Source organism: uncultured Lentibacter sp. (assembly GCF_937123735.1).
Lineage (GTDB): Bacteria > Pseudomonadota > Alphaproteobacteria > Rhodobacterales > Rhodobacteraceae > Lentibacter.
Window position 1 is genome coordinate 145888 of record NZ_CAKZKL010000028.1, and the last position, 22638, is coordinate 168525.

General features: G+C 62.4%; 22 protein-coding genes. 17 read left to right on the forward strand and 5 right to left on the reverse strand.

Annotated features, from left to right (window positions below; genetic code table 11):
* Positions 1-403: 403 nt before the first annotated feature.
* The 5 genes from proS (at position 404) to Q0478_RS08150 (ending at position 6072) form a co-directional block, all read left to right on the forward strand.
* Positions 404-1756: a proline--tRNA ligase gene (gene proS / locus Q0478_RS08130; protein WP_298678136.1), complete on the forward strand. Its 1353-nt coding sequence runs from the start codon at positions 404-406 to the stop codon at positions 1754-1756.
* 283 nt (positions 1757-2039) lie between these two features.
* Positions 2040-2759, forward strand: a complete 720-nt coding sequence (locus Q0478_RS08135) for a hypothetical protein (RefSeq protein WP_298678138.1) — start codon at positions 2040-2042, stop codon at positions 2757-2759.
* A gap of 183 nt (positions 2760-2942) precedes the next feature.
* The gene (locus Q0478_RS08140; protein ID WP_298678141.1) at positions 2943-4229 is read left to right on the forward strand and encodes a lipoprotein-releasing ABC transporter permease subunit; all 1287 of its coding nucleotides are present in this window, start codon (positions 2943-2945) and stop codon (positions 4227-4229) included.
* A complete protein-coding gene (locus tag Q0478_RS08145; protein WP_298678143.1) occupies positions 4222-4905 on the forward strand; it encodes an ABC transporter ATP-binding protein in 684 nt (227 codons plus the stop codon). Before Q0478_RS08140 ends, Q0478_RS08145 begins: the two co-directional genes overlap by 8 nt.
* Positions 4906-5076: 171 nt before the next feature.
* Positions 5077-6072, forward strand: coding sequence for an Ldh family oxidoreductase (locus Q0478_RS08150; RefSeq protein WP_298678145.1), 996 nt, complete (start codon positions 5077-5079; stop codon positions 6070-6072).
* A gap of 36 nt (positions 6073-6108) precedes the next feature.
* Here the strand turns inward: Q0478_RS08150 and Q0478_RS08155 are convergent, their stop codons facing one another.
* Entirely contained in the window at positions 6109-6555 is a 447-nt protein-coding gene (locus Q0478_RS08155; RefSeq protein WP_298678148.1) for a DMT family transporter, read from the reverse strand.
* Positions 6552-7016 (reverse strand): PaaI family thioesterase, encoded by a 465-nt coding sequence (locus tag Q0478_RS08160; protein WP_298678151.1) that lies wholly within the window; start codon positions 7014-7016, stop codon positions 6552-6554. Before Q0478_RS08160 ends, Q0478_RS08155 begins: the two co-directional genes overlap by 4 nt.
* 146 nt (positions 7017-7162) lie before the next feature.
* On the opposite strand from Q0478_RS08160, the gene Q0478_RS08165 reads away from it, so the two are divergent.
* A complete protein-coding gene (locus Q0478_RS08165) occupies positions 7163-7621 on the forward strand; it encodes a c-type cytochrome (protein ID WP_298678153.1) in 459 nt (152 codons plus the stop codon).
* A gap of 47 nt (positions 7622-7668) precedes the next feature.
* Complete coding sequence (locus tag Q0478_RS08170; RefSeq protein ID WP_298678156.1) at positions 7669-8079, forward strand: cytochrome c; 411 nt, start codon at positions 7669-7671, stop codon at positions 8077-8079.
* A 122-nt stretch (positions 8080-8201) separates the two neighbouring features.
* On the opposite strand, the gene Q0478_RS08175 is transcribed toward Q0478_RS08170, so the two are convergent.
* Both Q0478_RS08175 and Q0478_RS08180 read right to left on the reverse strand, forming a co-directional pair.
* On the reverse strand, positions 8202-9389 hold the full coding sequence (locus tag Q0478_RS08175) for an NAD(P)/FAD-dependent oxidoreductase (RefSeq protein WP_298678158.1): 1188 nt from the start codon (positions 9387-9389) through the stop codon (positions 8202-8204).
* Positions 9390-9428: 39 nt separating this feature from the next.
* Positions 9429-10481 carry a heparan-alpha-glucosaminide N-acetyltransferase domain-containing protein gene (locus Q0478_RS08180; protein WP_298678160.1) on the reverse strand — a complete coding sequence of 351 codons (1053 nt, stop codon included), beginning with the start codon at positions 10479-10481 and terminating at the stop codon, positions 9429-9431.
* A gap of 257 nt (positions 10482-10738) precedes the next feature.
* Here Q0478_RS08180 and ftsW point away from each other — a divergent pair, with 257 nt between their 5' ends.
* The 8 genes from ftsW (at position 10739) to ftsA (ending at position 18845) form a co-directional block, all read left to right on the forward strand.
* Positions 10739-11905 (forward strand): putative lipid II flippase FtsW, encoded by a 1167-nt coding sequence (gene ftsW, locus Q0478_RS08185; protein WP_298678162.1) that lies wholly within the window; start codon positions 10739-10741, stop codon positions 11903-11905.
* Positions 11902-13026 (forward strand): undecaprenyldiphospho-muramoylpentapeptide beta-N-acetylglucosaminyltransferase, encoded by a 1125-nt coding sequence (murG, locus tag Q0478_RS08190; protein WP_298678165.1) that lies wholly within the window; start codon positions 11902-11904, stop codon positions 13024-13026. Before ftsW ends, murG begins: the two co-directional genes overlap by 4 nt.
* Before the next feature lies 1 nt (position 13027).
* Positions 13028-14461, forward strand: a complete 1434-nt coding sequence (gene murC / locus Q0478_RS08195) for a UDP-N-acetylmuramate--L-alanine ligase (RefSeq protein ID WP_298678166.1) — start codon at positions 13028-13030, stop codon at positions 14459-14461.
* Positions 14458-14712 (forward strand): DUF2484 family protein, encoded by a 255-nt coding sequence (locus tag Q0478_RS08200; protein ID WP_298678168.1) that lies wholly within the window; start codon positions 14458-14460, stop codon positions 14710-14712. Before murC ends, Q0478_RS08200 begins: the two co-directional genes overlap by 4 nt.
* Positions 14709-15635: a UDP-N-acetylmuramate dehydrogenase gene (gene murB, locus Q0478_RS08205; protein WP_298678171.1), complete on the forward strand. Its 927-nt coding sequence runs from the start codon at positions 14709-14711 to the stop codon at positions 15633-15635. The genes Q0478_RS08200 and murB overlap by 4 nt, the downstream gene beginning before the upstream one ends.
* A 77-nt stretch (positions 15636-15712) precedes the next feature.
* Positions 15713-16633, forward strand: a complete 921-nt coding sequence (locus Q0478_RS08210) for a D-alanine--D-alanine ligase (protein ID WP_298678622.1) — start codon at positions 15713-15715, stop codon at positions 16631-16633.
* Positions 16621-17514, forward strand: coding sequence for a cell division protein FtsQ/DivIB (locus Q0478_RS08215; RefSeq protein WP_298678173.1), 894 nt, complete (start codon positions 16621-16623; stop codon positions 17512-17514). Before Q0478_RS08210 ends, Q0478_RS08215 begins: the two co-directional genes overlap by 13 nt.
* Positions 17511-18845, forward strand: a complete 1335-nt coding sequence (ftsA, locus tag Q0478_RS08220) for a cell division protein FtsA (protein WP_298678176.1) — start codon at positions 17511-17513, stop codon at positions 18843-18845. The genes Q0478_RS08215 and ftsA overlap by 4 nt, the downstream gene beginning before the upstream one ends.
* Positions 18846-18899: 54 nt before the next feature.
* On the opposite strand, the gene Q0478_RS08225 is transcribed toward ftsA, so the two are convergent.
* Positions 18900-19364, reverse strand: coding sequence for a DsrE family protein (locus tag Q0478_RS08225; RefSeq protein WP_298678178.1), 465 nt, complete (start codon positions 19362-19364; stop codon positions 18900-18902).
* Positions 19365-19871: 507 nt separating this feature from the next.
* Between Q0478_RS08225 and ftsZ the strand changes: the two genes are divergently transcribed.
* Entirely contained in the window at positions 19872-21476 is a 1605-nt protein-coding gene (gene ftsZ / locus Q0478_RS08230) for a cell division protein FtsZ (RefSeq protein ID WP_298678181.1), read from the forward strand.
* A gap of 191 nt (positions 21477-21667) precedes the next feature.
* Positions 21668-22588 carry a UDP-3-O-acyl-N-acetylglucosamine deacetylase gene (gene lpxC / locus Q0478_RS08235; RefSeq protein WP_298678624.1) on the forward strand — a complete coding sequence of 307 codons (921 nt, stop codon included), beginning with the start codon at positions 21668-21670 and terminating at the stop codon, positions 22586-22588.
* Positions 22589-22638: the final 50 nt, after the last annotated feature.

Sequence of the window (22638 nt, forward strand, 5' to 3'; positions counted from 1 at the left end):
GGCTTGTTGGCCAGAGTTTGGGGCTGATTTTTTCCTGTGGCGGCCCACCCGCCCACCCCCGCCACAGGAAAAAATCAGCTCCGATACCCGCCGGGACAGGCCCAAGAGGGCGGGTGGGCCGCGTGTCACAGGGGGCGCACAGGAGGCACACTGAGGTTGAACAGGGCCTGACGCGGCACCGCTTGTGGCGAGACGGCCCTTCGGGGAGGATATTTGGAGCAATAAGAAAGACACTGGACGCCATACAAAACGCTATACTGGACGTCGTACTGGACGTCATACTGGGCGCCATATGGCTTGGGCGCTTGTTTGGCCCGCGGGGATTTTGGGGGGCATGATCGCCCTCTTGCTCCGCTGCGCAGGAGCGCCTAAACGGGGGGGGAACAAAACATAAGGTTTTCCAATGCGACTGAGCCGTTATTTTCTGCCCGTTCTGAAAGAAACCCCTGCGGAAGCGCAGATTGTCTCGCATCGTCTGATGTTGCGGGCGGGGATGATCAAACAGTCGGCGGCGGGGATTTACTCGTGGTTGCCATTGGGCTTCAAGGTGCTGCGCAAGATCGAGAATATTGTGCATGAGGAGCAGATGCGCGCGGGGCATTTGCCGATGCTCATGCCGACGATCCAGAGCGCTGACCTCTGGCGCGAGAGCGGGCGCTATGACGCTTATGGCGACGAGATGCTGCGCATCAAGGACCGGGGCGGGCGCGATATGCTGTTTACGCCCACCGCCGAAGAGCTGATCACCGATATTTTCCGCAGCCATGTGAGCAGCTACAAAGACCTGCCGCTGACCATGTATCAGATTCAGTGGAAATTCCGCGACGAGGTGCGCCCGCGTTTTGGGGTTATGCGGGGCCGCGAATTCTATATGAAAGATGGCTATAACTTCGACCTCACCAAAGAGGATGCGCTGCACGCCTACAACCGCCATTTGGTGAGCTACTTGCGGACCTATGAGCGGATGGGTTTGCAGGCCATTCCGATGCGTGCGGACTCCGGGCCGATTGGCGGGGATGACACCCATGAGTTTCTCGTGCTGGCCGAGACGGGCGAGAGCGAGGTCTTTTATGACCGCGAGATCACCGACCTCAAGTTTGGTGACCGCGAGATTGACTATAGCGACAAGCTGGCCTGTCAGGCGGTGCTGGAAGAGTTCACCTCGCGCTATGCGCGCACCGATGAGACGCATGACGAGGCGGTCTTTAACGAGGTGCCCGAAGAGCGCCGCCGCGTGGCGCGGGGCATCGAGGTTGGCCAGATTTTCTATTTTGGCACGAAGTATTCCGACGCCATGGGCGCAACCGTGCAGGGGCCGGATGGCAAGCCTGTGCCGGTGCATATGGGCTCCCACGGGATTGGTGTGAGCCGCCTTTTGGGTGCGATTATTGAGGCGAGCCATGACGACAACGGCATCATCTGGCCCGAAGGCGTGACGCCGTTTCACGCAGGGATTGTCAACCTCAAGCAGGGTGACGCCGAGGCCGATGCGGCCTGCGAAGCGATTGAGGCCGCGCTGGAAGCGGTGGGGCTTGAGCCTTTGTATGACGACCGCAACGAGCGCGCGGGCGGCAAGTTTGCCACCATGGACCTGATCGGCCTGCCGTGGCGTATCACCGTGGGGCCGCGGGGCCTCAAGAACGGGGTTGTCGAGCTCACGAGCCGCCGCACGGGCGAGAGCGAGGAGCTGCCGCCTGAGGCGGCCGTGGCCAAGCTGGTTGAAATCTATGCAGGCCACCGCGTTACGGGGCTCTGAGACGCGGCGCCACCTATTGCGGGTATGACTGCGGCGCTCTGCGGACGGAGCGGGCATGCCTCCAAGGAGGCTCCAAGGTCTGTTTTGCGCGGAATGCGGCCCTTCAAACAGGCATCAATTCTTGCCCAAGACATCGCTGGGCTGACCCCTGTTTGAAAAATGTGTGCGCGGGCGCGCCAGCCGCAAAAAGGGTGCAATTCTTATGATTTTGGACGCTTTGGGCTATCGCTGATGTTCAGGATGGGCGGCTTTGGGCCCAATCTGATCGGTGGGGAGTTAAAGAATGACACGTTTTGCCGCCTTGGTCTCCGCTTTGGTTTTTGCGGGGATCACTTTTTCAAGCGGGGCTGTTGCGCAAAGCAAATGGCGCAACGTGAACATGGGTTGGAAGATCTCATGCGGCGTTGACGCTGGCGCCATCAGGCGCAAGGGCAGAACATATACGTTCTCAACAAGCAACAACCTCTGTGAGAGTAGGGGGACCTTCACACAAAGAGCCGAGATTTATGGGTCTGACATCAAAGTCAACCAACCGATGAACTATCTGTTCTCGACCACTATCCAGTTCAAGGCGCCTGTGAACAAAGACTTCACGCTGTTTCAAATTCACGATGGCCGGTTGTCATGTGCTCCGCCTTTGAAGCTGGACTGGCGCGCAAATAATCGCATGCTGTTTTACAGTGCCTATTCGCTGGACAAAGGCGTGCACGACTGCGTTGAAAATCGGCAAATGATTTCTGCCAAGTATACCGGCCCACACCTGAAAAGGGATGGAACCGCCTATGAGCTGAAGGTTCTTCTTGAGTTGGATGGTGCTGCTGGCTTTAGGGCGACGGTCTTTGTGGACAATGTGAAAGCGCTTTCCGGTCAATACGAACCGCCAACTGATCCGCGGTTCTTTAAGTCGTCGAAGTTTTATATGAAGCACGGTTCCTATTCTCGCGATGTTTGGCGTTATCAGCTGACATCAACCGATATTCGCGTGGCGCGGCAAAAGCCTTAACACCGCTTTGGGCACGCAGTGCTGCCTGGCTCTGTGAATGCTCGGCTGGGGGGCGCTCTTTCGTTCCGGTTGCGGCATGATCGCGCTCTTGCGGGCGGTCTTTGGTCTGCGAGGGCGGCAGAGCGCTTGACCTTGTTGGCGCGCGCGCGCATTTTGCGCGCTAACCGTTAGAAAGCGAATGACATGGCGCTACCTCCTCCCCCTTTTGCCGGCTTTGAGCTGATGATTGCCTGGCGCTACCTGCGGGCGCGCCGCGCCGAGGGCGGGGTGAGTGTGATGACCTGGATCAGCCTCATCGGGATCACGCTGGCCGTTATGGCGCTGATTGCCACGCTGGCGGTGCGGGCCGGATTTCGGGCTGAGTTTGTCGATACGATCCTGGGGGCGAATGCCCATGTCACCGTATATCAGGCGGGTGAGATGCAGCCGGATGGCCGTCTGGAGCGCAGTATTGCGGATTATGAGGCCATGGCGGCGCGGTTGCGCGCTGTGCAGGGGGTTGTGCGGGCGGCGCCACTGATCAAGGGGCAGCTCATGGCCTCGGCGGCGGGGCGCAATGTGGGGATCGAAGTCTTCGGGATCACCGCGCAGGATTTGCGCACCATTCCGCGGGTGGCCTCGCCGCAGCAGGCTGCGGGCGATATGGACCGGTTTGAAGCCGGGGTGGCCATTGGCTCGGGGGTGGCGCGCGAGCTCGGGGTGAGCGCGGGCGACAAGATCAGCGTGATCAGCCCGAATGGGGTAAAGACCGCCTTTGGCACCAGCCCACGGGTGAAGAGCTATGAGGTGGTCTATATCTTCACGGCAGGGCGGTATGACATCGACCGCAGCCGCCTTTACATGCCCTTTGCGGAGGCGCAAAGCTTCTTCAACCGGGAGGGGCGGGCAGATGAGATCGAGGTGATGGTTGCTGCGCCGGACAGGGTTGAGGACATGGCGCTGGCGCTGTTGCGCGCCGGTGGGGAGCGCGCGCTTTTGTGGAGTTGGAAAGACGCCAGTGGCGGCTTTTTGCGCGCTCTGGACATTGAAGACAATGTGATGTTCGTGATCCTCTCGATCCTTGTGTTGATTGCGGCCATGAATATCGTTTCCGGTCTGATCATGCTGGTGAAGAACAAGGGCCGCGACATTGGTATTTTGCGCACCATCGGCCTGACCGAGGGGGCGGTGCTGCGGATATTCTTCCTGTGCGGGGCCTTTACCGGGATATTGGGCACGGCGCTGGGGGTGCTATTGGGCTGTCTTTTTGCGCTCTATATTGACCCGATTTTTGCCATTGTGAACGGCGTTTCGGGTGGCGGAATTTGGGACCCTGCGGTGCGGGGGATCTCTTTCTTGCCGGCCAAGTTGCAGCTGGTGGATGTGATGTCTGCGGTTGGTCTCAGCCTCGGGTTGAGCTTTGTGGTGACGATTTTCCCGGCCCGGCGGGCGGCGCGGATGAACCCTGTGGAGGCACTGCGCTATGAGTGATGCGGTTTTGCGCCTGAGCAACATTCACAAGAGCTACAATGCCGGCAAACCCAGTGCGCTGCATGTGTTGCGCGGGGCAGAGCTGGCGCTTGCGCCGGGAGAGATTGTGGCGCTTGTGGCCCCCTCTGGCGCGGGAAAATCCACTTTGCTGCACATTGCCGGGCTTTTGGATGTGCCCGATTCCGGGCGGGTTGAAATTGGCGGGCAGGACATGAGCACGCGCAGTGACCGGCGGCGCACCCGGGTGCGCTGTGAGGATGTGGGGTTTGTCTATCAGTTCCATCATCTCTTGCCCGAGTTCAGCGCGCTGGAGAATGTGATGTTGCCACAGATGGCCAACGGCGCACCGCGCGGGCGGGCACGGCGGCGGGCGCAGGAGTTGCTGGAGCGGGTTGGCGTGGGCGCGCGCGCAAAGCATCGCCCGGCCGATATGTCTGGCGGTGAGCAGCAGCGGGTGGCGTTTTGCCGGGCGCTGGCGAATGCACCCCGGCTCTTGTTGGCGGATGAGCCCACGGGGAACCTTGATCCGGCCACATCTGATCAGGTTTTTGCAGCCCTGATGGCCCTGGCCCGCGAGACCGGTTTGGCGGCGTTGATTGCCACGCACAACCTGGAGCTGGCAGCCCGGATGGACCGGCGTGTGCAGCTGGCCGACGGCGCGCTTGTGCCGGCGTGAGCGGCCGCGTGACTAGCCGCGTGGCGGGAGGAACAGCTTGCCGGGCAGCGGGCGGTGCGCTTGGGGCCTGTGCGTTGCGGCGATCTGGCCAAGGGCAGCCTCGCAAAGACACGATTTGCGGCGGTGGCGTTGCCCGCCGGAATATTTTCAAAGAAAACAAGGGGAACGGCGATGGCTGAGGGATGTGTGACGGTCACATTGGATGAGATTTATGAGGTGAGCCTGCGCGCTTTGGTGGGTCATGGTGCGGCGCCCTGGGTGGCGGAGCATGTGGCCGATGCGATCCGGGTGGCGGAGAGTTTTGGCAATAAGATCTGTGGGTTGTATTACCTTGAGAGTTACTGTCAGCAGCTTGTGAGCGGGCGCGTTCTGGGCGCGGTGGAGCCTGAGGTGAAGACCCCACGCAGCGGCGCTGTTCTTGTGGATGCGAAATACGGCTTTGCCCAGCCGGCCTTTGCCCGCGGCTTGCCGACGGCGCTGGCGGCGGCGCGCAGCTGTGGCGTGGCCAGCTTGGCGGTGGGACATGCCCATACCTGCACGAGCCTTGGGTATTTTGTAGAGCAGATTGCCCGTGCGGGGATGATCGGTTTGGGCATGACCAATGCCTCGCCGATTGTGGCGGCTCCCGGTGGCAAGCAGCGGGTGATCGGCACCAACCCCATGGCCTTTGCGGTTCCGGATGGTGCGGGCGGTGTGGCGATGCTGTTTGATCAGAGCACCACGACGGTGGCTTTGGGCAAGATCACCATGGCCAAGGCGGCGGGCCAGCCCATTCCGCTGGGCTGGGCCGTGGATTGTGACGGGCAGCCGACCACCGATCCTGAGGCCGCGCTGGCGGGCAGCCTTGTGAGTATGGGCGGCTATAAGGGCTGGGGATTTGGGCTGATGGCCGAGCTGTTGGCGGCCGGGATGACCGGGAGTTTGGCCAGCCAGGATGTTGCGCCGCTGAAAGCCCCGGAGGGCGCGCCCCATGATCTGGGCCAGTATTATCTGCTGATTGACCCGGCTGCGGGGGCGGATTTTGAGGCCCGTCTTGCTCAGGTGGCTGGGGCTGTTGCACTGGATGAGGGAGCAAGGATGCCCGGGCAGGGGCGGGCACCGCGCCCCTCGGTAGAGGTTGCGCCAGATTTTTGGGCGGCCTGTCAGGCGCTTGCGGCGCGCGGCTGAGATTGGCTCAGACCGCTGGCGGGCGGCCTTCTCGGATCAGGCTTGCTGGGTGAGCCAAACACCGGAGGCCATAAGCGCGATGCCGCTGGCGCGGGTGAGCGAGAGCGGTGAGATACGCGCGCCAAACAGGCCGAAATGATCAATCAGCGCCGCAGAGATCAGCTGTCCGATCAGCACGAAGAACACCGCATTGCCAACGCCGAAGCGCGGGGCGACCCAAGTGATCGAGAGCACATAGAAGGCCACCAGAAGCCCGGCCAGAAACAGATGTTTGGGTTGGGCGGGGGCCTTGGCGAGGGCGGCGGTGCTGCCGGTGGCCACCAGCATCACCAGCGCCGCACAGAGGGCCACGCTGAACAGGATGGCCCCTGCGGCAAAGGGGGTGGCGAGGCGGGTTCCGAGGCTGGCGTTGAGGGCCGCGAGCACGGGAATGCCGATTCCGGCGATGAGCATAATGAGCGCATAGGCGGCGGGACTGTTCATGGGGTTGTCCTTTGGGCTGTGTCGCGTGCGGCAAGAGCGGGGGCCGCTGCGGCGGGGAGGTGGAAGGTGGCTGTCGCGGTGGCGACCTCCTTGCCGGAGGGGGCGGCACAGAGGCTTGCGCGTGTGAAGATCAGTGAGCGCCCCGGTTTCACGATCTGGGCGGTGCAAATAATTGCCTCTCCCAGCCCCGGGCGCAGGAATTGCAGCTCAAGGTTTGTGGTGGCCACCGGGCGCATTTTGCCAAACAGGCCGGCGCAGGCGAAGACCATGGCTGTATCGGCCAGTGCGGCGAGCGCCTGTCCGGAGAGCACATCACCCATGCGGGTCAGCTCGGAGGTGATGGGCATATGCAGGGTGGCCGATGTGGGGCTTATGTCGGTGATGGTGAGGGCGAGGGCGCGCACCCAGGGGGCAAAGCCCTGATCGAATATGGCTTGGGCGTCTTGGCTGGTGAAGGACATTTGTTTCTCGGTTGCGTTGCTGTGGTCTCGGGCCTGTTCTGAGCGGGCGCCCGTCCATGCGAGAGTGGCACGGCGGGCCGGGATGATCCAGATCAAAGCGAGCGGGGCATGCTTGCAGGCAAGCTGGCCGCATGAGGAGAGGCGATATGGCAGGACATAAATGGCGCAAGGCGACCTTACCCTTGGGGATGCTGTTGGCGCTGGCGGCATGTGATGCGCCGCCCACATCTAACGGGCCAACCGGGCAAGCCGTGCAAATTGGGCAAGCCGGACAGGGCAAGAGCGGGGCGCTTTTGTTTGCACAGAACTGCGCGGCCTGTCACGGGGCCGGTGCGCGCGGAGATGGGCCTGCGGCGGCGGGGCTTCTTGAAAGCCCGGCGGATTTGACCCTGATTGCAGAGCGGTCCGGCGGCGTGTTTCCTGCGGATGATGTGCTGGCCAAGGTGCATGGCTATGGCGGGCCGGGGCATTTTGGGGATATGCCTGATTTTGCCGATCTGGAGGCCGGGGCCACGGTGATCTGGGAGACGCAAGAGGGCCAACGGCTTGAAACCCCGCGCGCCTTGGTGGCATTGGTGGGCTATCTCGATGGCTTGCAGCGCTAGGGGTCAGTCTCTAGGCTTGGACACAGAAAAACAAAAGGGGGCGGCTGATGCGGTATTTTGTGACTGGAATGATAGCGCTGGCAGGATTTGCAGGCTGTATGGCTGTGGAAATGCCGGATGCACGCGAGGGGCGTGTGGCCTATGAGGCCAATTGCGCCATGTGCCACGGCCCGGGCGGGCGCGCAGACGGGCCTTTGGCCGGTGATTTGAGCGTTCCTCCGATAGATTTGACCAAGCTTGCGCAGGAGGCAGGGGGGGCGTTCCCGGTCAACCGGGTGCTGAGCTATATCGACGGCTACAAGCGCCAGGCCCCTGAGGCGGTCGAAATGCCCGAATTTGGCCTGCTGCTGGAGGGGCCATCTGTTCCGGTTGAGACGGGGGCGGGGATCATGACACCGACACCGCGCCCCCTGGCGGCGTTGCTGGCCTATCTTGAGAGCATTCAGAGCGAAATCTGACCCCGTGGTGGCGCTGGGCCCGGAGTGTCAGCCCTGTTTTGCCGCGCCCGAAGATTTGCTTGTGGTTCTGCCAGGTCTTTTGCCTGTGGCTCTGTTGCAAAGGGGGGGGGGGCTTCTGGTGCTTAGGGGGCGGGGCGGCTGGCAATATCGCGCGCAGCGGCGATGGCGCAGGACCAGGCCCATTGGAAGTTGTAGCCCCCCAGCCAGCCTGTGATATCGACACACTCGCCAATGAAATAGAGGCCTCGCTGCTGTGTGCTTTCCATAGACTTGGAGCTGATCTCGGCGGTGGAGACGCCCCCAAGCGTGACTTCGGCGGTGCGGTAGCCTTCGGTGGCGGTGGGTTTGAGCTGCCAGTTTTGCAGCGCCTCCACGATCTCGCTCAGGCGGGCATCGGACTGATCGGCAAGGTTGCCCGCAAGGGCGAGCGGCGCGGTGAGATGCTCCACCAGCTTGGTAGGCAGGTGGCGGGCCAGCTCTGTGGTGAGCTGGCGGCGGCCCTGGGCTTGGCGTTGCTGGCGCAAAGCGTCAAGCAGTCTGCCCTGAGGATCAAGGTTGAGGGTGATGGCCTCGCCCTCGCGCCAGTAGGAGGAAATTTGCAACATAGCAGGGCCGGAGAGGCCGCGGTGGGTAAACAGCGTGGCTTCCTCAAAGCTGGTGTGGCCCGCTGTGGCGCGGGTTTCGGCGGCAGTGCCTGAAAGGGGTGCGAACGGATTGTCGGAGAAGGTGAAAGGCACGAGCGCGGGGCGGGTCTCGGTGAGGGAATGGCCGAACTGTTCGGCGATGTCATAGGCCAGCCCGCTTGCGCCCATCTTGGGGATGGATTTGCCGCCCGTGGCGACAACGAGGTGCTGGGCCAGCACGGTTTTGCGCTTGCCCTTGTGCTCCAGCAGGGCGGCGAAATGCGTGCCGTCATGGGAGATGCTGACCACTGAGGTTTCCAGCCAGAGCGCGGCTTCGGCGCGAGCCATTTCATCAAGCAGCATCTGCACGATCTGGGTGGATTTGCCATCACAGAAGAGCTGGCCGAGGGTCTTTTCGTGATAGGCGATGCCGTGGCGCGCGACGAGGTCGATGAAATCCCATTGGGTGTAGCGCGCCAGCGCCGATTTGGCGAAATGCGGATTTTCGGAGAGGAAGTTTTGCGGCGTGCAATAGAGATTGGTGAAGTTGCAGCGCCCGCCGCCAGAAATGCGGATTTTTTCGCCCGGCTTTTTGGCGTGATCAATGACCAGCGTGCTCGGCCCCGCGTGGGCGGCACACATGAGGCCGGCGGCACCTGCGCCGAGGATGAGCGTGTTGACTTGCATATGCGCTGGGCTAATCGGATGTGCGCGCCTTGGCAAGGGTCAGCCCGCGAGGCGGCGCATGAGGGCTTCGACGGGGCCGCGCCGGAAGCGGCGCGCCCAGAGTCGGGCATAGAGCGTGGCAGCGGCGCAAAACAGGAGCGCAGCCAGCAATGCGGCCTCTGGCGTTTGTCCTCCGACAAGGCCCAGAGCCTCAAGTGTGCCCATGCCAATCAGGATATGGGCGATGTAGAGCGTGAGGGTCTGGCGCCCGGCGGGGGCGGTGAGCGCCAGCACGCCCCAAGCCGCCAAGCGCACCTCGGCCATGAGGCAGAGGCCAATTGTGAGGCTGGCCGCGCCAAGGCCTGCGAGGGTGTAAAGCGGCATCGGCGGGATGGGGGAGGTTGTGAGCAGATCGGCCAGCTCCGGGCCAAGCGGGGCGAGCCAGCTTGAGAGCGCGCGGCTGAGGGCAGAAGCCATAAGCAGGGCTGCGAGACCTGCGAGGGCGAGGGCGCGCTGGGTGCGCCGCGCGGCCAGAGGCAGGCGCGACAGCACAATGCCAAACAGCAAGAAACCCAGCCAGGGCACGACGGGGTGCCAGCCGTTGAAGAAGAGGTTGCGCAGGAAGCCTGAAGGCGTCCAGAAGCCAGTGTAGCTGTAATCCTCCCAGTTCCAGCCGATGTCGTAGTCCAGCGTGAAGATCATGGTGACAAAGGCGAGGTTGAGCAGGGCGATGGCCCAGATCAGCGCGCGGGTGCTCAGCGGCAGAAGGAATGCACCGAAGAGGAAATAGAAGGCGTAGTAGTGCAGGATGTCTGCGTCAAAGATCAGCATGTTCACAAGGCCGATGGCGAGCAAGAAGGCGGCGCGCTTGAGGGTGATGCGCGTGTTTGCGGCCCCTGAGCGGGCGTGGGCCAACCCGAGACCGAGACCTGCGAGCACCACGAAGGTGGCGGCAGCGCGCCCTTCTAGGAGCTGCATGAAATGGCTCGCGAAGCCAGAGCCGCCTTCGGCGCCCATGACAATTTTGAAATTGACAATGACCATGCCCACGAAGGCGAGGTAGCGGGCCAGGTCGAGGCCTGCGAGGCGCGGGGCTTTGGGCTTATGAGACATGGGAGCCCTTTTTGGCCCAAAACGAGGCGCTTTTTTCACTGATGAGATCTCAGTGTTAGGGCGCGGCCTTGGGCCTGTCAACTTGGGCCAGTAAACTTGAGCCAGTGAAGCTGCGGCCTCGTCTGCGCGGGCGCGGGTTATGGCCGGTTGCGTTGCGGGTGCGAATCATCTGCTTCCCAAAGGCGAATCACCGTGCTACTGTGCCGGAACAGACCCCGAAAAGGGGCAATCGAGGCAGTTCTAGCGGTGAATGTCAGATGACAGAGATGGTCTATGGCTCGGTGCCTGTGCAGGCGGGCGAGCCGGTTCTTCCCAAATGGTGGCGCACCGTAGACCGGTGGACGCTGTCTTGTGTGCTGTTGCTCTTTGCGATCGGGCTTTTGCTCGGGTTTGCGGCCAGCCCGCCGCTGGCAGAGCGCAACGGTTTTGGCGCCTTTCACTATGTCCAGCGGCAGGCGGTTTTTGGCGGGCTGGCGCTGAGCGCCATGTTGATCACATCCATGATGCCGCCCCAGCTTGTGCGGCGGCTGGCCGTGATCGGGTTTCTGGTGTCTTTTGTGGCGCTTCTGGGGTTGCCGTTTTTTGGCACCGATTTTGGCAAGGGCGCGGTGCGCTGGTATTCGCTGGGCTTTGCTTCGGTGCAGCCAAGCGAGTTTCTCAAGCCGGGGTTCATTGTGGTCTGCGCTTGGCTGATGGCGGCGAGTTTCCAGATCAACGGACCGCCGGGCAAGGCGATGTCTTTTGCGCTCTTGGTGATCATTGCCTTTATTCTGGCGATGCAGCCCGACTTTGGCCAAGCGGCTTTGCTGCTGTTTGGCTGGGGTGTGATGTATTTCATTGCCGGCGCGCCGATTGTGCTGCTTGTGGGGCTGGGCGGCGCTGTGGCGGCTGCGGGGATGCTGGCTTATAACGCCTCAGAGCATTTTGCGCGCCGTATTGATGGCTTTCTGGCACCGGACATCGACCCGCGCACCCAGCTGGGATATGCGACCAACGCCATCCGCGAGGGCGGCTTTTTTGGTGTGGGTGTCGGGGAGGGGCAGGTGAAATGGAGCCTGCCGGACGCCCATACCGATTTCATCATTGCCGTGGCGGCGGAAGAATACGGGCTTGTGCTGGTTGTTTGCATCATCGGGCTTTACGCCAGCATTGTCGTGCGCTCCATGATGCGGCTGATCCGCGAGCGCGATCCGTTTATCCGGCTAGCCGGAACGGGGCTTGCGGCGATTTTTGGGGTTCAGGCCATGATCAACCTGGGCGTGGCTGTGCGCCTTTTGCCGGCCAAGGGGATGACGCTGCCGTTTGTGAGCTACGGCGGCTCTTCGCTGATTGCGGGGGGCATTGCGGTGGGGATGCTGCTTGCATTTACACGCACACGGCCGCAAGGAGAGATTGACGATATATTTAGGGGTCAAAAGAGATGAGTGAGACACAGCCGCTGCTGATAATCGCAGCGGGTGGCACGGGGGGGCACATGTTTCCGGCGCAGGCTCTGGCAGAGCGAATGCTGCGTGCGGGCTGGCGGGTGAAGCTGAGCACGGATGCGCGCGGCGCGCGCTACACCGGCGGGTTTGCACATTCTGTTGAGATCACACAGGTGGCGAGCGCCACCTTTGCGCGCGGCGGTCTTTTGGGACGGATTGCGGCCCCGTTTCGCATTCTGGCCGGTGTTGTTTCGGCCACATTTGGGATGTGGCGCGACCGCCCCACTGTGGTGGTGGGGTTTGGCGGTTATCCCAGTATTCCGGCTTTGAGCGCGGCGTGGCTGTTGCGGTTGCCCCGGATGATCCACGAGCAGAACGGTGTGCTTGGGCGGGTGAACCGGCTGTTTGCCAAGCGGGTTGACTTGGTGGCCTGTGGCACCTGGCCCACGGCGCTGCCGGAGGGTGTGGAGGCGGTGCATGTGGGCAACCCTGTGCGTGGGGCTGTTCTGGAGCGGGCAGGGGCGGGCTATATTGCGCCGGGCCCTTATCCGATGTCACTGCTGGTGATTGGTGGCTCACAAGGCGCGCGGATTTTGAGCCAGGTGGTGCCGGAGGCGATTGCGCGTTTGCCGGAAAGCCTGTTGGCGCATGTGCGGGTGGTGCATCAGGCCCGGGCCGAAGATGCGGCCGCGGTGGCGCAGTTTTATGCGGATCGCGGCATTCCGGCGGAGGTTGAGCCGTTTTTCCACGATGTGCCCACACGGATGAGCGAGGCGCAGCTGGTGATTTCACGCGCCGGAGCCTCAAGCCTGGCTGATTTGAGTGTGATCGGGCGACCGGCCATTCTGATCCCTTTTGCGGCGGCTGCGGGGGACCATCAGAGCGCCAATGCCCGCGGGCTGGCACAGGCCGGTGGCGCTATCGTGATTCCGGAAAGCAAGCTCACCGCCGAGGTATTGAGCGAGCAGATTTTGAGCGTGATGGACACGCAAGAGGGCGCGCAGATGATGGCGCGGGCCGCGCTTTCGGTGGCAAAGCCTGAAGCGGCAGAAGAGTTAGAGCAGCTGGTGAGCGCTTTGGCGCAAAAACAGGCGCAAAAACCGGCGCAAAAAGGGGACTGACATGAGTGCAGCACGGGCCACCAAACTTCCCGGAGATGTCGGGGCCATCCATTTTGTCGGGATCGGCGGGATCGGGATGTCGGGGATTGCCGAGGTGTTGCTCAATCTGGGCTATGCGGTGCAGGGCAGTGACCTCAAGCGCTCCAAGATCACCGATCGGCTTGCCGAGATGGGCGCGCGGGTGTTTGAGGGGCAGAGCGCTGAAAACCTCGCAGAGGCGCAGGTTGTGGTGATGTCTTCGGCGATCAAGCCGGGCAACCCTGAGCTCGACGAGGCCCGCCGGCGGGGCTTGCCTGTGGTGCGGCGCGCGGAGATGCTGGCCGAGCTTATGCGGCTCAAATCCAACATCGCGGTGGCGGGCACCCACGGCAAAACGACCACCACGACAATGGTTGCGGCGCTGCTGGATCATGGCAAGTTTGACCCGACGGTTGTGAACGGCGGGATCATTCATGCTTACGGTTCCAACGCGCGCTCGGGGGATGGCGAGTGGATGGTTGTGGAGGCCGACGAGAGCGACGGCACCTTCAATCGGCTGCCGGCCACGATTGCGATTGTGACCAATATTGACCCCGAGCATATGGAGCATTGGGGCACCGAAGAGGCGCTGCACAAGGGCTTTTATGACTTTGTGTCCAACATCCCCTTTTACGGTGTGGCCGTGTGCTGCACCGATGACAGCGATGTGCAGGAGCTTGTGGGCAAGCTCACCGACCGCCGCGTTGTGACCTATGGTTTTAACGCGCAGGCCGATGTGCGCGCGCTCAACTTGCATTACCAAGATGGTATCGCCTGTTTTGACATTTTGCTGCAATCGGAAGATCTGCGCATTGAGGGCTGCACCCTGCCCATGCCGGGCGATCACAATGTTTCCAACGCGCTCGGGGCTGTGGCGGTTGCGCGGCACCTGGGCATGTCGCGCGCGGATATTCGCGCTGCACTGGCGGCGTTTGGCGGCGTCAACCGTCGCTTTACCAAGGTGGGCACTGTCAACGGTGTGACCATTATCGACGATTACGGCCATCACCCGACCGAGATTGCGGCGGTGCTCAAGGCGGCACGGCAGGCCTCATCGGGGCGGATTATCGCGGTGCATCAACCGCACCGTTACACGCGGCTGCACCACCATTTTGCGGAGTTCTGTGCCTGTTTTAACGAGGCCGATGTTGTTGGGATTGCCGATGTCTATGCGGCGGGAGAAGCGCCGATTGCGGGCGCGAGCCGTGATGATCTGATCAACGGGTTGATTGCGCATGGCCATCGCAACGCGCAGGCTGTGCCGGATGAGGAAAGCCTTCTGGCGCTGTTGCGTGCCGAGGCCCGGCCTGGCGATATGGTTGTCTGCCTCGGCGCGGGCACGATCAGCGCCTGGGCGAACGCTCTGCCGGCGCATCTGGCGGCGGACCGGGCGGCGGACCGGGAGGTGGATCAATGACCGTGTCGCTCACGCTGGCCTGCCTGTGGGCTTTGGTGGCCAACCTGATCGCCATGCTTCCCAGCCGGGACAACTATTGGCGTGCGGCCTATGGGCTGATTGCGGCGGGCATCCCGGTTTTGGGATATGTGACCTATGAGAACGGGCCATGGATCGGGCTGCTGGTGCTGCTGGCTGCGATGAGCCTGTTGCGCTGGCCTCTGGTTTATCTGATGCGCTGGCTGAGCGGCGCAGGGCGGAAGCGGCTGTGAGTGCGCCACTGCCGGACGTGCGCGGGCGCTTGCGCCAGGGCCAGCTTTTGAGCGCGCTCACATGGTTGCGCGTGGGCGGGCCTGCGGACTGGCTGTTCAGCCCGGCGGATGTGGATGATCTGGCTGCCTTCCTCGCCGCCCTTGACCGGGACGTCTCGGTGTTTCCCATGGGGGTCGGCTCGAACCTCATTGTGCGCGACGGCGGTTTGCGCGCGGTGGTCATCAAGATGGGGCGGGGATTCAACCACATCGAGATCGACGGCCCCCGCGTGCGCGCGGGCGTGGCGGCGCTGGATGCGCATGTGGCGCGCAAGGCGGCGGATGCGGGAATTGACCTCACTTTTTTGCGCACCATTCCGGGTGCGATAGGCGGCGCGGTGAAGATGAATGCCGGGTGTTACGGGCGGTATCTGGCGGATGTGTTTGTGAGCGCCAAGGCCGTGACGCGGGAGGGTGCGCTTGTCACCCTCACGGCGCAAGACCTTGAATTTGCCTACCGTCAGAGCGCCTTGCCGGAGGGCTGGGTGCTGGTGGAGGCCACGCTGGAAGGCCCGGCGGGCGTGCCCGAAGAGTTGCACGCACGGATGGCAGAGCAGCTCGCCAAGCGCGACGCGACACAGCCGACCAAGGAGCGCAGCGCCGGCAGCACCTTCCGAAACCCAGCGGGCTACAGCTCGACGGGGCAGGCCGATGACAGCCATGCGCTGAAGGCTTGGAAGGTGATCGACGATGCGGGGATGCGCGGGGCGCGCCTTGGCGGTGCGCAGATGAGCGAAATGCACTCAAATTTCATGATCAACACCGGCGATGCCAGTGCTGCCGAGCTGGAAGCGCTGGGCGAGGCAGTGCGAAAAAAGGTTTACGAAAACAGCGGGATCACGCTAGAGTGGGAAATCATGAGAGTGGGAGAACCGGCTCCGTGAGACAGGCACAACAATGACCGCGGCCTTTGGCCGATAACAGCAACGAGGGCCACAAATGGCCCCAATTTTAGGCGGAACTGGGTATGTCGGGCAGGACAACCCCCAAGGTGGCAGTGGTGATGGGCGGACCATCGGCGGAGCGCGAGGTTTCTCTTGTTTCGGGCCGGGAGTGCGCCAATGCGCTGCGTGCTGAGGGCTATCAGGTGACGGAGCTAGACGCGGGGCAGGATCTTGCCGAGCGTCTGCGCGCGCTGGCCCCGGATGTTGTGTTCAACGCGCTGCACGGGCGCTGGGGCGAAGACGGTTGCGTGCAAGGCATTCTGGAATGGCTCGGTATTCCTTACACGCATTCCGGCGTTCTGGCCTCGGCCCTGGCCATGGACAAGGAACGCACCAAGGACGTTTACCGCGCCCATGGCCTGCCGGTTGTGCCCTCGCTTCTGGCCGATAAATCTGAAGTCTGTGCGCGCCATGTGATGGCGCCACCCTATGTGGTGAAGCCTTACAACGAGGGCTCCTCTGTTGGGGTCTATATCGTGCAGGAGGCGGCCAACGGGCCACCCAAGCTGGCCGAGGATATGCCGGACACGGTGATGGTGGAGGCCTATGCGGCGGGGCGCGAGCTGACCACCACAGTGATGGGCGAGCGGGCCTTGACTGTGACCGAGATCCTCACCGAGGGGTGGTATGATTATGACGCGAAATACACCGAAGGCGGCTCAAAGCATGTGTGCCCGGCGGATATTCCGCAGGAGATTTTCGATCTGTGCATGGACTACGCTGTGACGGCGCATAAGGCGCTGGGCTGCAAGGGGGTGAGCCGCACGGACTATCGCTGGGACGCGGCGCGCGGCGTTGAGGGGCTTGTGCTTTTGGAGACCAACACCCAGCCCGGCATGACACCGACATCGCTCAGCCCCGAGCAGGGCGTGGCTGTGGGCCTCAGTTTCGGGCAGCTTTGCGCCTGGATGGTGGAGGATGCGTCATGCTTGAGATAAAGCCGCCGCGCAGCGCGGGTTCGCGGGCAGACCCGGCCCCGAGCCGCTGGAGCTACCGGTATCAGCGGCTGATGCTCACGCCGCTGTTTCGCAAGCTGCTGCACATCGGGGTGCCTTTCACGGCGGCGCTGCTTGTGGGGCTGGTGTATTTTGCCAATGACGCGCGGCGCGAGAGCTTTGCCCTGAGCGTGACAGAGCTGCGGCGCGCTTTTGAGACCCGCCCCGAGTTCATGGTCCAGCTGATGGCGATTGATGGTGCAAGCCAGGATATTGCCGAGGATATCCGCGAGATTGTGCCGCTGGATTTTCCGTTGACCTCGTTTGATATCAACCTTGAGACGATCCGCACCGATGTGATGGGGTTGCAGGCCGTGAAATCGGCGCGCGTGAAGATCAAATCGGGGGGGATTTTGCAGATCGAGGTGGACGAGCGCACGCCCGTTGCCCTGTGGCGCAGCTATGAGGGGCTTGAGCTTGTCGACGCGGAGGGCGTTGCCTTTCGCGCGCTGGAGCGACGCACCGACCGCCCCGAGCTGCCTTTGCTTGTGGGCGAGGGCGCGCTGGAGCAGCTGGGCGAAGCCATGCAGATTTTGGCCGCAGCCGCCCCTCTGAGCCCGCGTCTGCGCGGGCTGGCCCGGATCGGTGAGCGCCGCTGGGACCTTGTTTTGGACAGGGATCAACGGATCCTGTTGCCCGAAGCACGCCCGGTGCAAGCGCTTCAGCGGGTGCTGGCGCTGGATGCGGCGCGCGACCTGCTGGCGCGCGATGTTTCGGTTGTGGATATGCGGTTGGCCCATCGGCCGACCCTTCGAATGAGTGATGTGGCAACGCGCGAGCGCTGGAAGCTGCGCGCAAGCCAAGTGGGGATAGCGGACCAATGATTGAACTCTATGAATCTCAGCGCGCCATGCGCAACATGCGCAAATCGGCGATGCAGCGCGGCGTGATCGCCATTTTGGATGTGGGCAGTTCCAAGATCGCCTGCCTGGTGTTGCGCTTTGACGGCAACGCCGCCCTTAGCGAGAGCAGCGCAATGGGGGCGATGGCGGGGCAGGCCGGCTTTCGGGTGATCGGCGCGGCCACCACGCGCTCACGCGGTGTGCGCTTTGGCGAGATCGACACCATGGCCGAGACCGAACGCGCCATTCGCACCGCTGTTCAGGCGGCACAAAAGATGGCCAATATCCGTGTGGATCATGTGATTGTCTGTTTCTCGGGGGGCGAGCCGCGCTCTTACGGGCTTGTCGGAGAGGTGGGTATCGAAGGCCATGTTGTGTCTGAGGAGGATGTGAGCTGTGTGCTCAATGCCTGTGAGCTGCCCGACATCGGCGCGGGGCGCGAGGTGCTCCATGCGCAGCCGGTGAACTTTGCGCTGGACCATCGCACCGGTCTGTTGGACCCGCGCGGACAGATGGGCTCTAAACTGGCCACTGACATGCACTTGCTGTCGATTGATGGCACGGTGATCCAGAACATCGCCCATTGCGCGCGCCGTTGTGACCTGGAGCTGGCGGGGCTGTATTCTTCGTCTTATGCGGCGGGCTATGCGGCTTTGGTGGAAGACGAGCAGGAGCTGGGCGCTGCCTGTATTGATATGGGCGGGGGCACCACCGGCGTTTCCATTTTCATGCGAAAGCACATGATCTATGCGGACTCCGTGCGCCTTGGCGGGGAGCATGTGAGCGGGGATATTTCCATGGGATTGCAAGTGCCCATGGGCATGGCTGAGCGGATCAAAACCATGTATGGCGGTCTGGTTGCCACCGGGCTGGACGACCGCGAGATGATCGATATTGGCGGGGACACCGGCGATTGGGAGCATGACCGCCGCGCGGTGAGCCGCACCGAGCTGATTGGCATCATGCGCCCGCGCGTGGAGGAAATTCTGGAAGAGGTGCGCAGCAAGCTGGATGCGGCCGGGTTTGACCAGCTGCCCAGCCAGCAGATTGTTCTGACGGGCGGGGCCAGCCAGATCCCCGGCTTGGACGGGCTGGCGAGCCGTATTCTGGGCCAACAGGTGCGCCTTGGACGGCCCCTGCGGGTTCAGGGGTTGCCCCAGGCCGCCACCGGCCCGGGCTTTGCCAGCGCGGTGGGGCTCTCGCTGTTTGCGGCCCATCCGCAGGACGAATGGTGGGATTTTGATTTGCCGGTTGACCGCTACCCGGCGCGCTCGCTCAAGCGGATGGTGCGCTGGTTTCGTGACAACTGGTGAAAAAAAGGCCGCCCAAAAGGGGGCGGCCTGCTCTCTGTGTTGGGGCGCTCTCTCTCAGGGCTTGATGTAGGTGTAACCCTGCTGTTGCAAATGGGACAGCTCGGCCACGCCGCTGGGCACGATGTCTTCTTCAAAGACATCAAACAGATCGTTTTCGTATGAGATCTTGCGGCCCTTGAGGGTGTTGTTGCAGACATGCATGGAGACATTCTGGCCTTTGAGCTCAAGCACTTGGCCGCGCAGGGCTTCATTGGCTTTGGCCTGTGACAACAGCCCAAGGCCATTGCCGTGCAGCACGACCTTGATGTCCATATTCTCGGCACCAACGGCGTTGATGTGGTTTTGGATGTTGCGCATCGCGCCGCGGTATTTCTTATCGTCTTTACCGCCGTCATAGTTGATGTGGTAAACCACCTTTTGCTTGCTATACCGCTCGCTGGCCTCTGCCGGGGTGGAGCTGAGGGCAAAGCTTGCCAGGGTCAGGGCCAAAGAGACGGCCAGTGTCAGAAATGTCTTCATGGGTGTTTCCTCCAGATATTGGGCCTGCGCGCGCCGACCGTTCCAATAGGTTACGCAGTTTCACCCTATTTGGAACCCCTTTGAGGGCGCGGCGGGCCCCGGCGCGCAGAGCTGCGCATAAAATCGGGAAAAAAGCCCGCATAAACCGCATGTTGAGGGGGAGAAATGCTGGAAAGCGGTGTCAAACTGTGATAAAGCTCCACGAAAGCCTCTGAAAAAAGAAGCACTTCAAAAGATCGAACTGGCCGAGCAGGGCCCAACCCATTGACCTCTTCAAAACGCTGCCTGCGGGCGGCCCGGTTTCCTTTGGCTAGTGGGGGTTGGGGCGCGCCCCCCAATATTTCGAGGGCTCGGCGAAATCTCGCGGGTTTGCCTCAGAAAATGGCCATATTTTGTGGAAAATGGCTGTTTTTTGCGTGACGATAGGGCAAACGCGCGGTAGAAATAGAGCGGAACAGGCAGTAATGGCACCCGCGTTTGCGGAAAAGACATCAGGCGGACAAAAAAATGACACTCAACCTCACAATGCCCGGACAGGAAGACCTCAAGCCACGCATCACCGTTTTCGGTGTTGGCGGAGCAGGGTGCAACGCTGTCAACAACATGATCGAAAAGGCGCTGGAAGGCGTTGATTTTGTCGTGGCCAACACGGATGCGCAGGCGCTTCAGCAGAGCCGCTCCCCCAGCAAGATCCAGCTGGGCGTGAAGCTGACCGAAGGTCTGGGTGCTGGCGCAAAAGCCACAATCGGGGCCGCCGCCGCCGAAGAGAGTATTGAACAGATCGTCGATCATCTGGCCGGCGCGCATATGTGCTTCATCACCGCCGGAATGGGCGGCGGCACCGGCACCGGGGCCGCACCGATCATCGCGCAGGCTGCCCGCGAGCTGGGGGTTCTGACCGTTGGGGTCGTGACAAAGCCGTTCCAGTTTGAGGGTGCCAAGCGGCTGCGCCAGGCCGAGGATGGTGTGGAGGCGCTGCAAAAGGTTGTTGACACGCTGATCATCATTCCCAACCAGAACCTGTTCCGGATTGCCACGGAGAAGACCACGTTTACCGATGCGTTTTCCATGGCTGATGATGTTTTGTATCAAGGGGTTAAGGGTGTCACAGACCTGATGGTGCGCCCTGGCTTGATCAATCTGGATTTTGCCGATGTGCGGGCCGTCATGGACGAGATGGGCAAAGCCATGATGGGCACCGGCGAGGCGACTGGCGAAGACCGCGCAACGCAGGCTTCCGAAAAGGCCATCGCCAACCCGCTGCTCGACGAGATCAGCCTGCGCGGCGCGCGCGGTGTTCTGATCAACATCACCGGCGGCCATGATCTGACGCTGTTTGAGCTGGACGAGGCCGCAAACCGCATTCGCGAAGAGGTCGATCCGGAAGCCAATATCATTGTCGGCTCGACGCTCGACACCTCCATGGAAGGGGCCATGCGCGTTAGCGTTGTGGCCACCGGGATTGATGCGAGCGCCGTGCAGAGCGATTTGCCCGTGCCCCGCCGCACCCTGGCGGAGCCTCTGCGCCAGAAAGTGGCCGCCGAGGAAGCCCCTGCGGTGCAGGAGCAGCCCGCCACAGCGGTGTTCACTGCCGAGGCCCCCGTTGCCGCTCCCGCCGCTGAGGAGCCATCGCTGTTTTCAGGCATGGAGACGCCAGAGCCGCAGGTTGCGGCCGCCGAGCCAGCCAGCTTTGCCCCCCAGCAGGAAGCCGTGTCCGAGGTGGTGGAGGATGATTTGCCCCCGCCCGCCTATCAGCCACAGGCGGCCCAGGCGGCGGCACCGATTGATGCCGCGCCCGAAGAGTTTGTGGCGCCGCGTGCGCCTGCGCCGGGCACCCCTTCGCCTGAGGCCATGGCCCGTTTGCGCCAGGCTGTCACCAACACCCGGTCGGTGCCACAGGAGCCTGCCGCACAAGCGCCCGCAGAGGAAAAGCCGCGGTTTGGCATCAATTCGCTGATCAACCGCATGACAGGCCATGAGCAGGCAGCCAAACCCGCAGCGGCGCGTGCGCAGCCACAGATGGGAGCCGCTCAGGCCCAGCCAAATGTGCAGCCCGAGGCGGATCAAGAGCGGATCGAAATCCCTGCATTCTTGCGCCGCCAAGCCAATTAAGGCAGCCACATGATCACAAAAAGCCGCCCTTTGGGGGCGGCTTTTTTCTATGGGTGCAGGGGGTTGCAGGGGCTGAGGCAGCCTTCCGCCGATTGTAACAGGCGATGTTACAAGCAGTTGCAAAGCGTGAATTGAGACCTGCGGCCCCAGCGCATAAATTGCGGCCAACTGAAATGATTCAGGCCGTGGCTGTGCAAAGAACTCTAAACAAATCAGTGCGTTTTGAAGGCGTCGGGCTGCATTCTGGCAAGCCCGTCTGTCTGACCGTGCACCCTGCGCCCGCCGGCCATGGCATCAGCTTTTGCCGCAGTGACATCGCTTTGGGCGAAGCCGTGGTGCCCGCCCGCTGGGACGCTGTGGAGCAAGGCCCGCTGTGCACAAAGATCGTCAACGGTGCTGGTGTGTCTGTTTCGACGGTTGAACATGTGATGGCGGCGCTCTCCGGATGTGGGGTTTACAACGCCCGTCTGGAGCTGGATGGCCCGGAAGTGCCCATTCTGGATGGCAGCGCAGCCCCCTTTGTGCAGCGCTTCTTGGAGGTCGGGTTGCAAAGCCTTGACCAACCGGTCTGGGCGATCCGCATTTTGCAACAGGTTGAGGTGCGCCGTGGTGCAGCTTGGGCGCGGTTGGCTCCGGCCAATGAGATGAAAATCGAGTTTTCAATCGAGTTTGAAGATGCCGCGATCGGGCGCCAGCACAAGACGCTCAACATGGCCAATGGCTCATTCGTGCGCGAGCTTTGCACGAGCCGCACCTTTTGCCGCCAGTCCGATGTGCAAGCCATGCATGAGCAGGGGCTGGCTCTGGGGGGCTCGCTGGACAATGCGGTGGTTGTGCAGGGCGACAAGGTGCTCAGCCCGGGTGGGCTGCGCCACGCGGATGAGGCTGTGCGCCACAAGATGCTGGACGCCTTGGGCGATTTGGCCCTGGCGGGCGCGCCGATTCTTGGGGCCTATACCGGCGCGCGGGCGGGCCATGCCATGACCAACGCTTTGCTGCGCAAGCTGTTTGAAACAGACGGGGCCTTTTGTTTTGTGCGCTGCACAGCTGAGCAAGCTGCGCGCCTGCCCGGTGCGGGCGTGCATCTGGGCGAGATGCCGAAAGTCGCCTGACTTGCAGCTTTGGTTTTGCAATCTGAGTGGAGATCATCGGTGTTGCCAGC

Bases quoted from the DNA above. Each gene is read 5' to 3' on its own strand.
- Q0478_RS08170 (WP_298678156.1), top strand. From the start codon at position 7,669: ATGCGGTATTTTGTGACTGGAATGATAGCGCTGGCAGGATTTGCAGGC.
- proS (WP_298678136.1), top strand. From the start codon at position 404: ATGCGACTGAGCCGTTATTTTCTGCCCGTTCTGAAAGAAACCCCTGCG.
- Q0478_RS08160 (WP_298678151.1), bottom strand. From the start codon at position 7,016: ATGTCCTTCACCAGCCAAGACGCCCAAGCCATATTCGATCAGGGCTTT.
- Q0478_RS08165 (WP_298678153.1), top strand. From the start codon at position 7,163: ATGGCAGGACATAAATGGCGCAAGGCGACCTTACCCTTGGGGATGCTG.
- murG (WP_298678165.1), top strand. From the start codon at position 11,902: ATGAGTGAGACACAGCCGCTGCTGATAATCGCAGCGGGTGGCACGGGG.
- Q0478_RS08180 (WP_298678160.1), bottom strand. From the start codon at position 10,481: ATGTCTCATAAGCCCAAAGCCCCGCGCCTCGCAGGCCTCGACCTGGCC.
- ftsZ (WP_298678181.1), top strand. From the start codon at position 19,872: ATGACACTCAACCTCACAATGCCCGGACAGGAAGACCTCAAGCCACGC.
- ftsA (WP_298678176.1), top strand. From the start codon at position 17,511: ATGATTGAACTCTATGAATCTCAGCGCGCCATGCGCAACATGCGCAAA.
- Q0478_RS08150 (WP_298678145.1), top strand. From the start codon at position 5,077: ATGGCTGAGGGATGTGTGACGGTCACATTGGATGAGATTTATGAGGTG.
- Q0478_RS08175 (WP_298678158.1), bottom strand. From the start codon at position 9,389: ATGCAAGTCAACACGCTCATCCTCGGCGCAGGTGCCGCCGGCCTCATG.
- Q0478_RS08155 (WP_298678148.1), bottom strand. From the start codon at position 6,555: ATGAACAGTCCCGCCGCCTATGCGCTCATTATGCTCATCGCCGGAATC.
- Q0478_RS08135 (WP_298678138.1), top strand. From the start codon at position 2,040: ATGACACGTTTTGCCGCCTTGGTCTCCGCTTTGGTTTTTGCGGGGATC.
- murC (WP_298678166.1), top strand. From the start codon at position 13,028: ATGAGTGCAGCACGGGCCACCAAACTTCCCGGAGATGTCGGGGCCATC.
- ftsW (WP_298678162.1), top strand. From the start codon at position 10,739: ATGACAGAGATGGTCTATGGCTCGGTGCCTGTGCAGGCGGGCGAGCCG.
- Q0478_RS08200 (WP_298678168.1), top strand. From the start codon at position 14,458: ATGACCGTGTCGCTCACGCTGGCCTGCCTGTGGGCTTTGGTGGCCAAC.
- Q0478_RS08225 (WP_298678178.1), bottom strand. From the start codon at position 19,364: ATGAAGACATTTCTGACACTGGCCGTCTCTTTGGCCCTGACCCTGGCA.
- Q0478_RS08215 (WP_298678173.1), top strand. From the start codon at position 16,621: ATGCTTGAGATAAAGCCGCCGCGCAGCGCGGGTTCGCGGGCAGACCCG.
- Q0478_RS08145 (WP_298678143.1), top strand. From the start codon at position 4,222: ATGAGTGATGCGGTTTTGCGCCTGAGCAACATTCACAAGAGCTACAAT.
- Q0478_RS08140 (WP_298678141.1), top strand. From the start codon at position 2,943: ATGGCGCTACCTCCTCCCCCTTTTGCCGGCTTTGAGCTGATGATTGCC.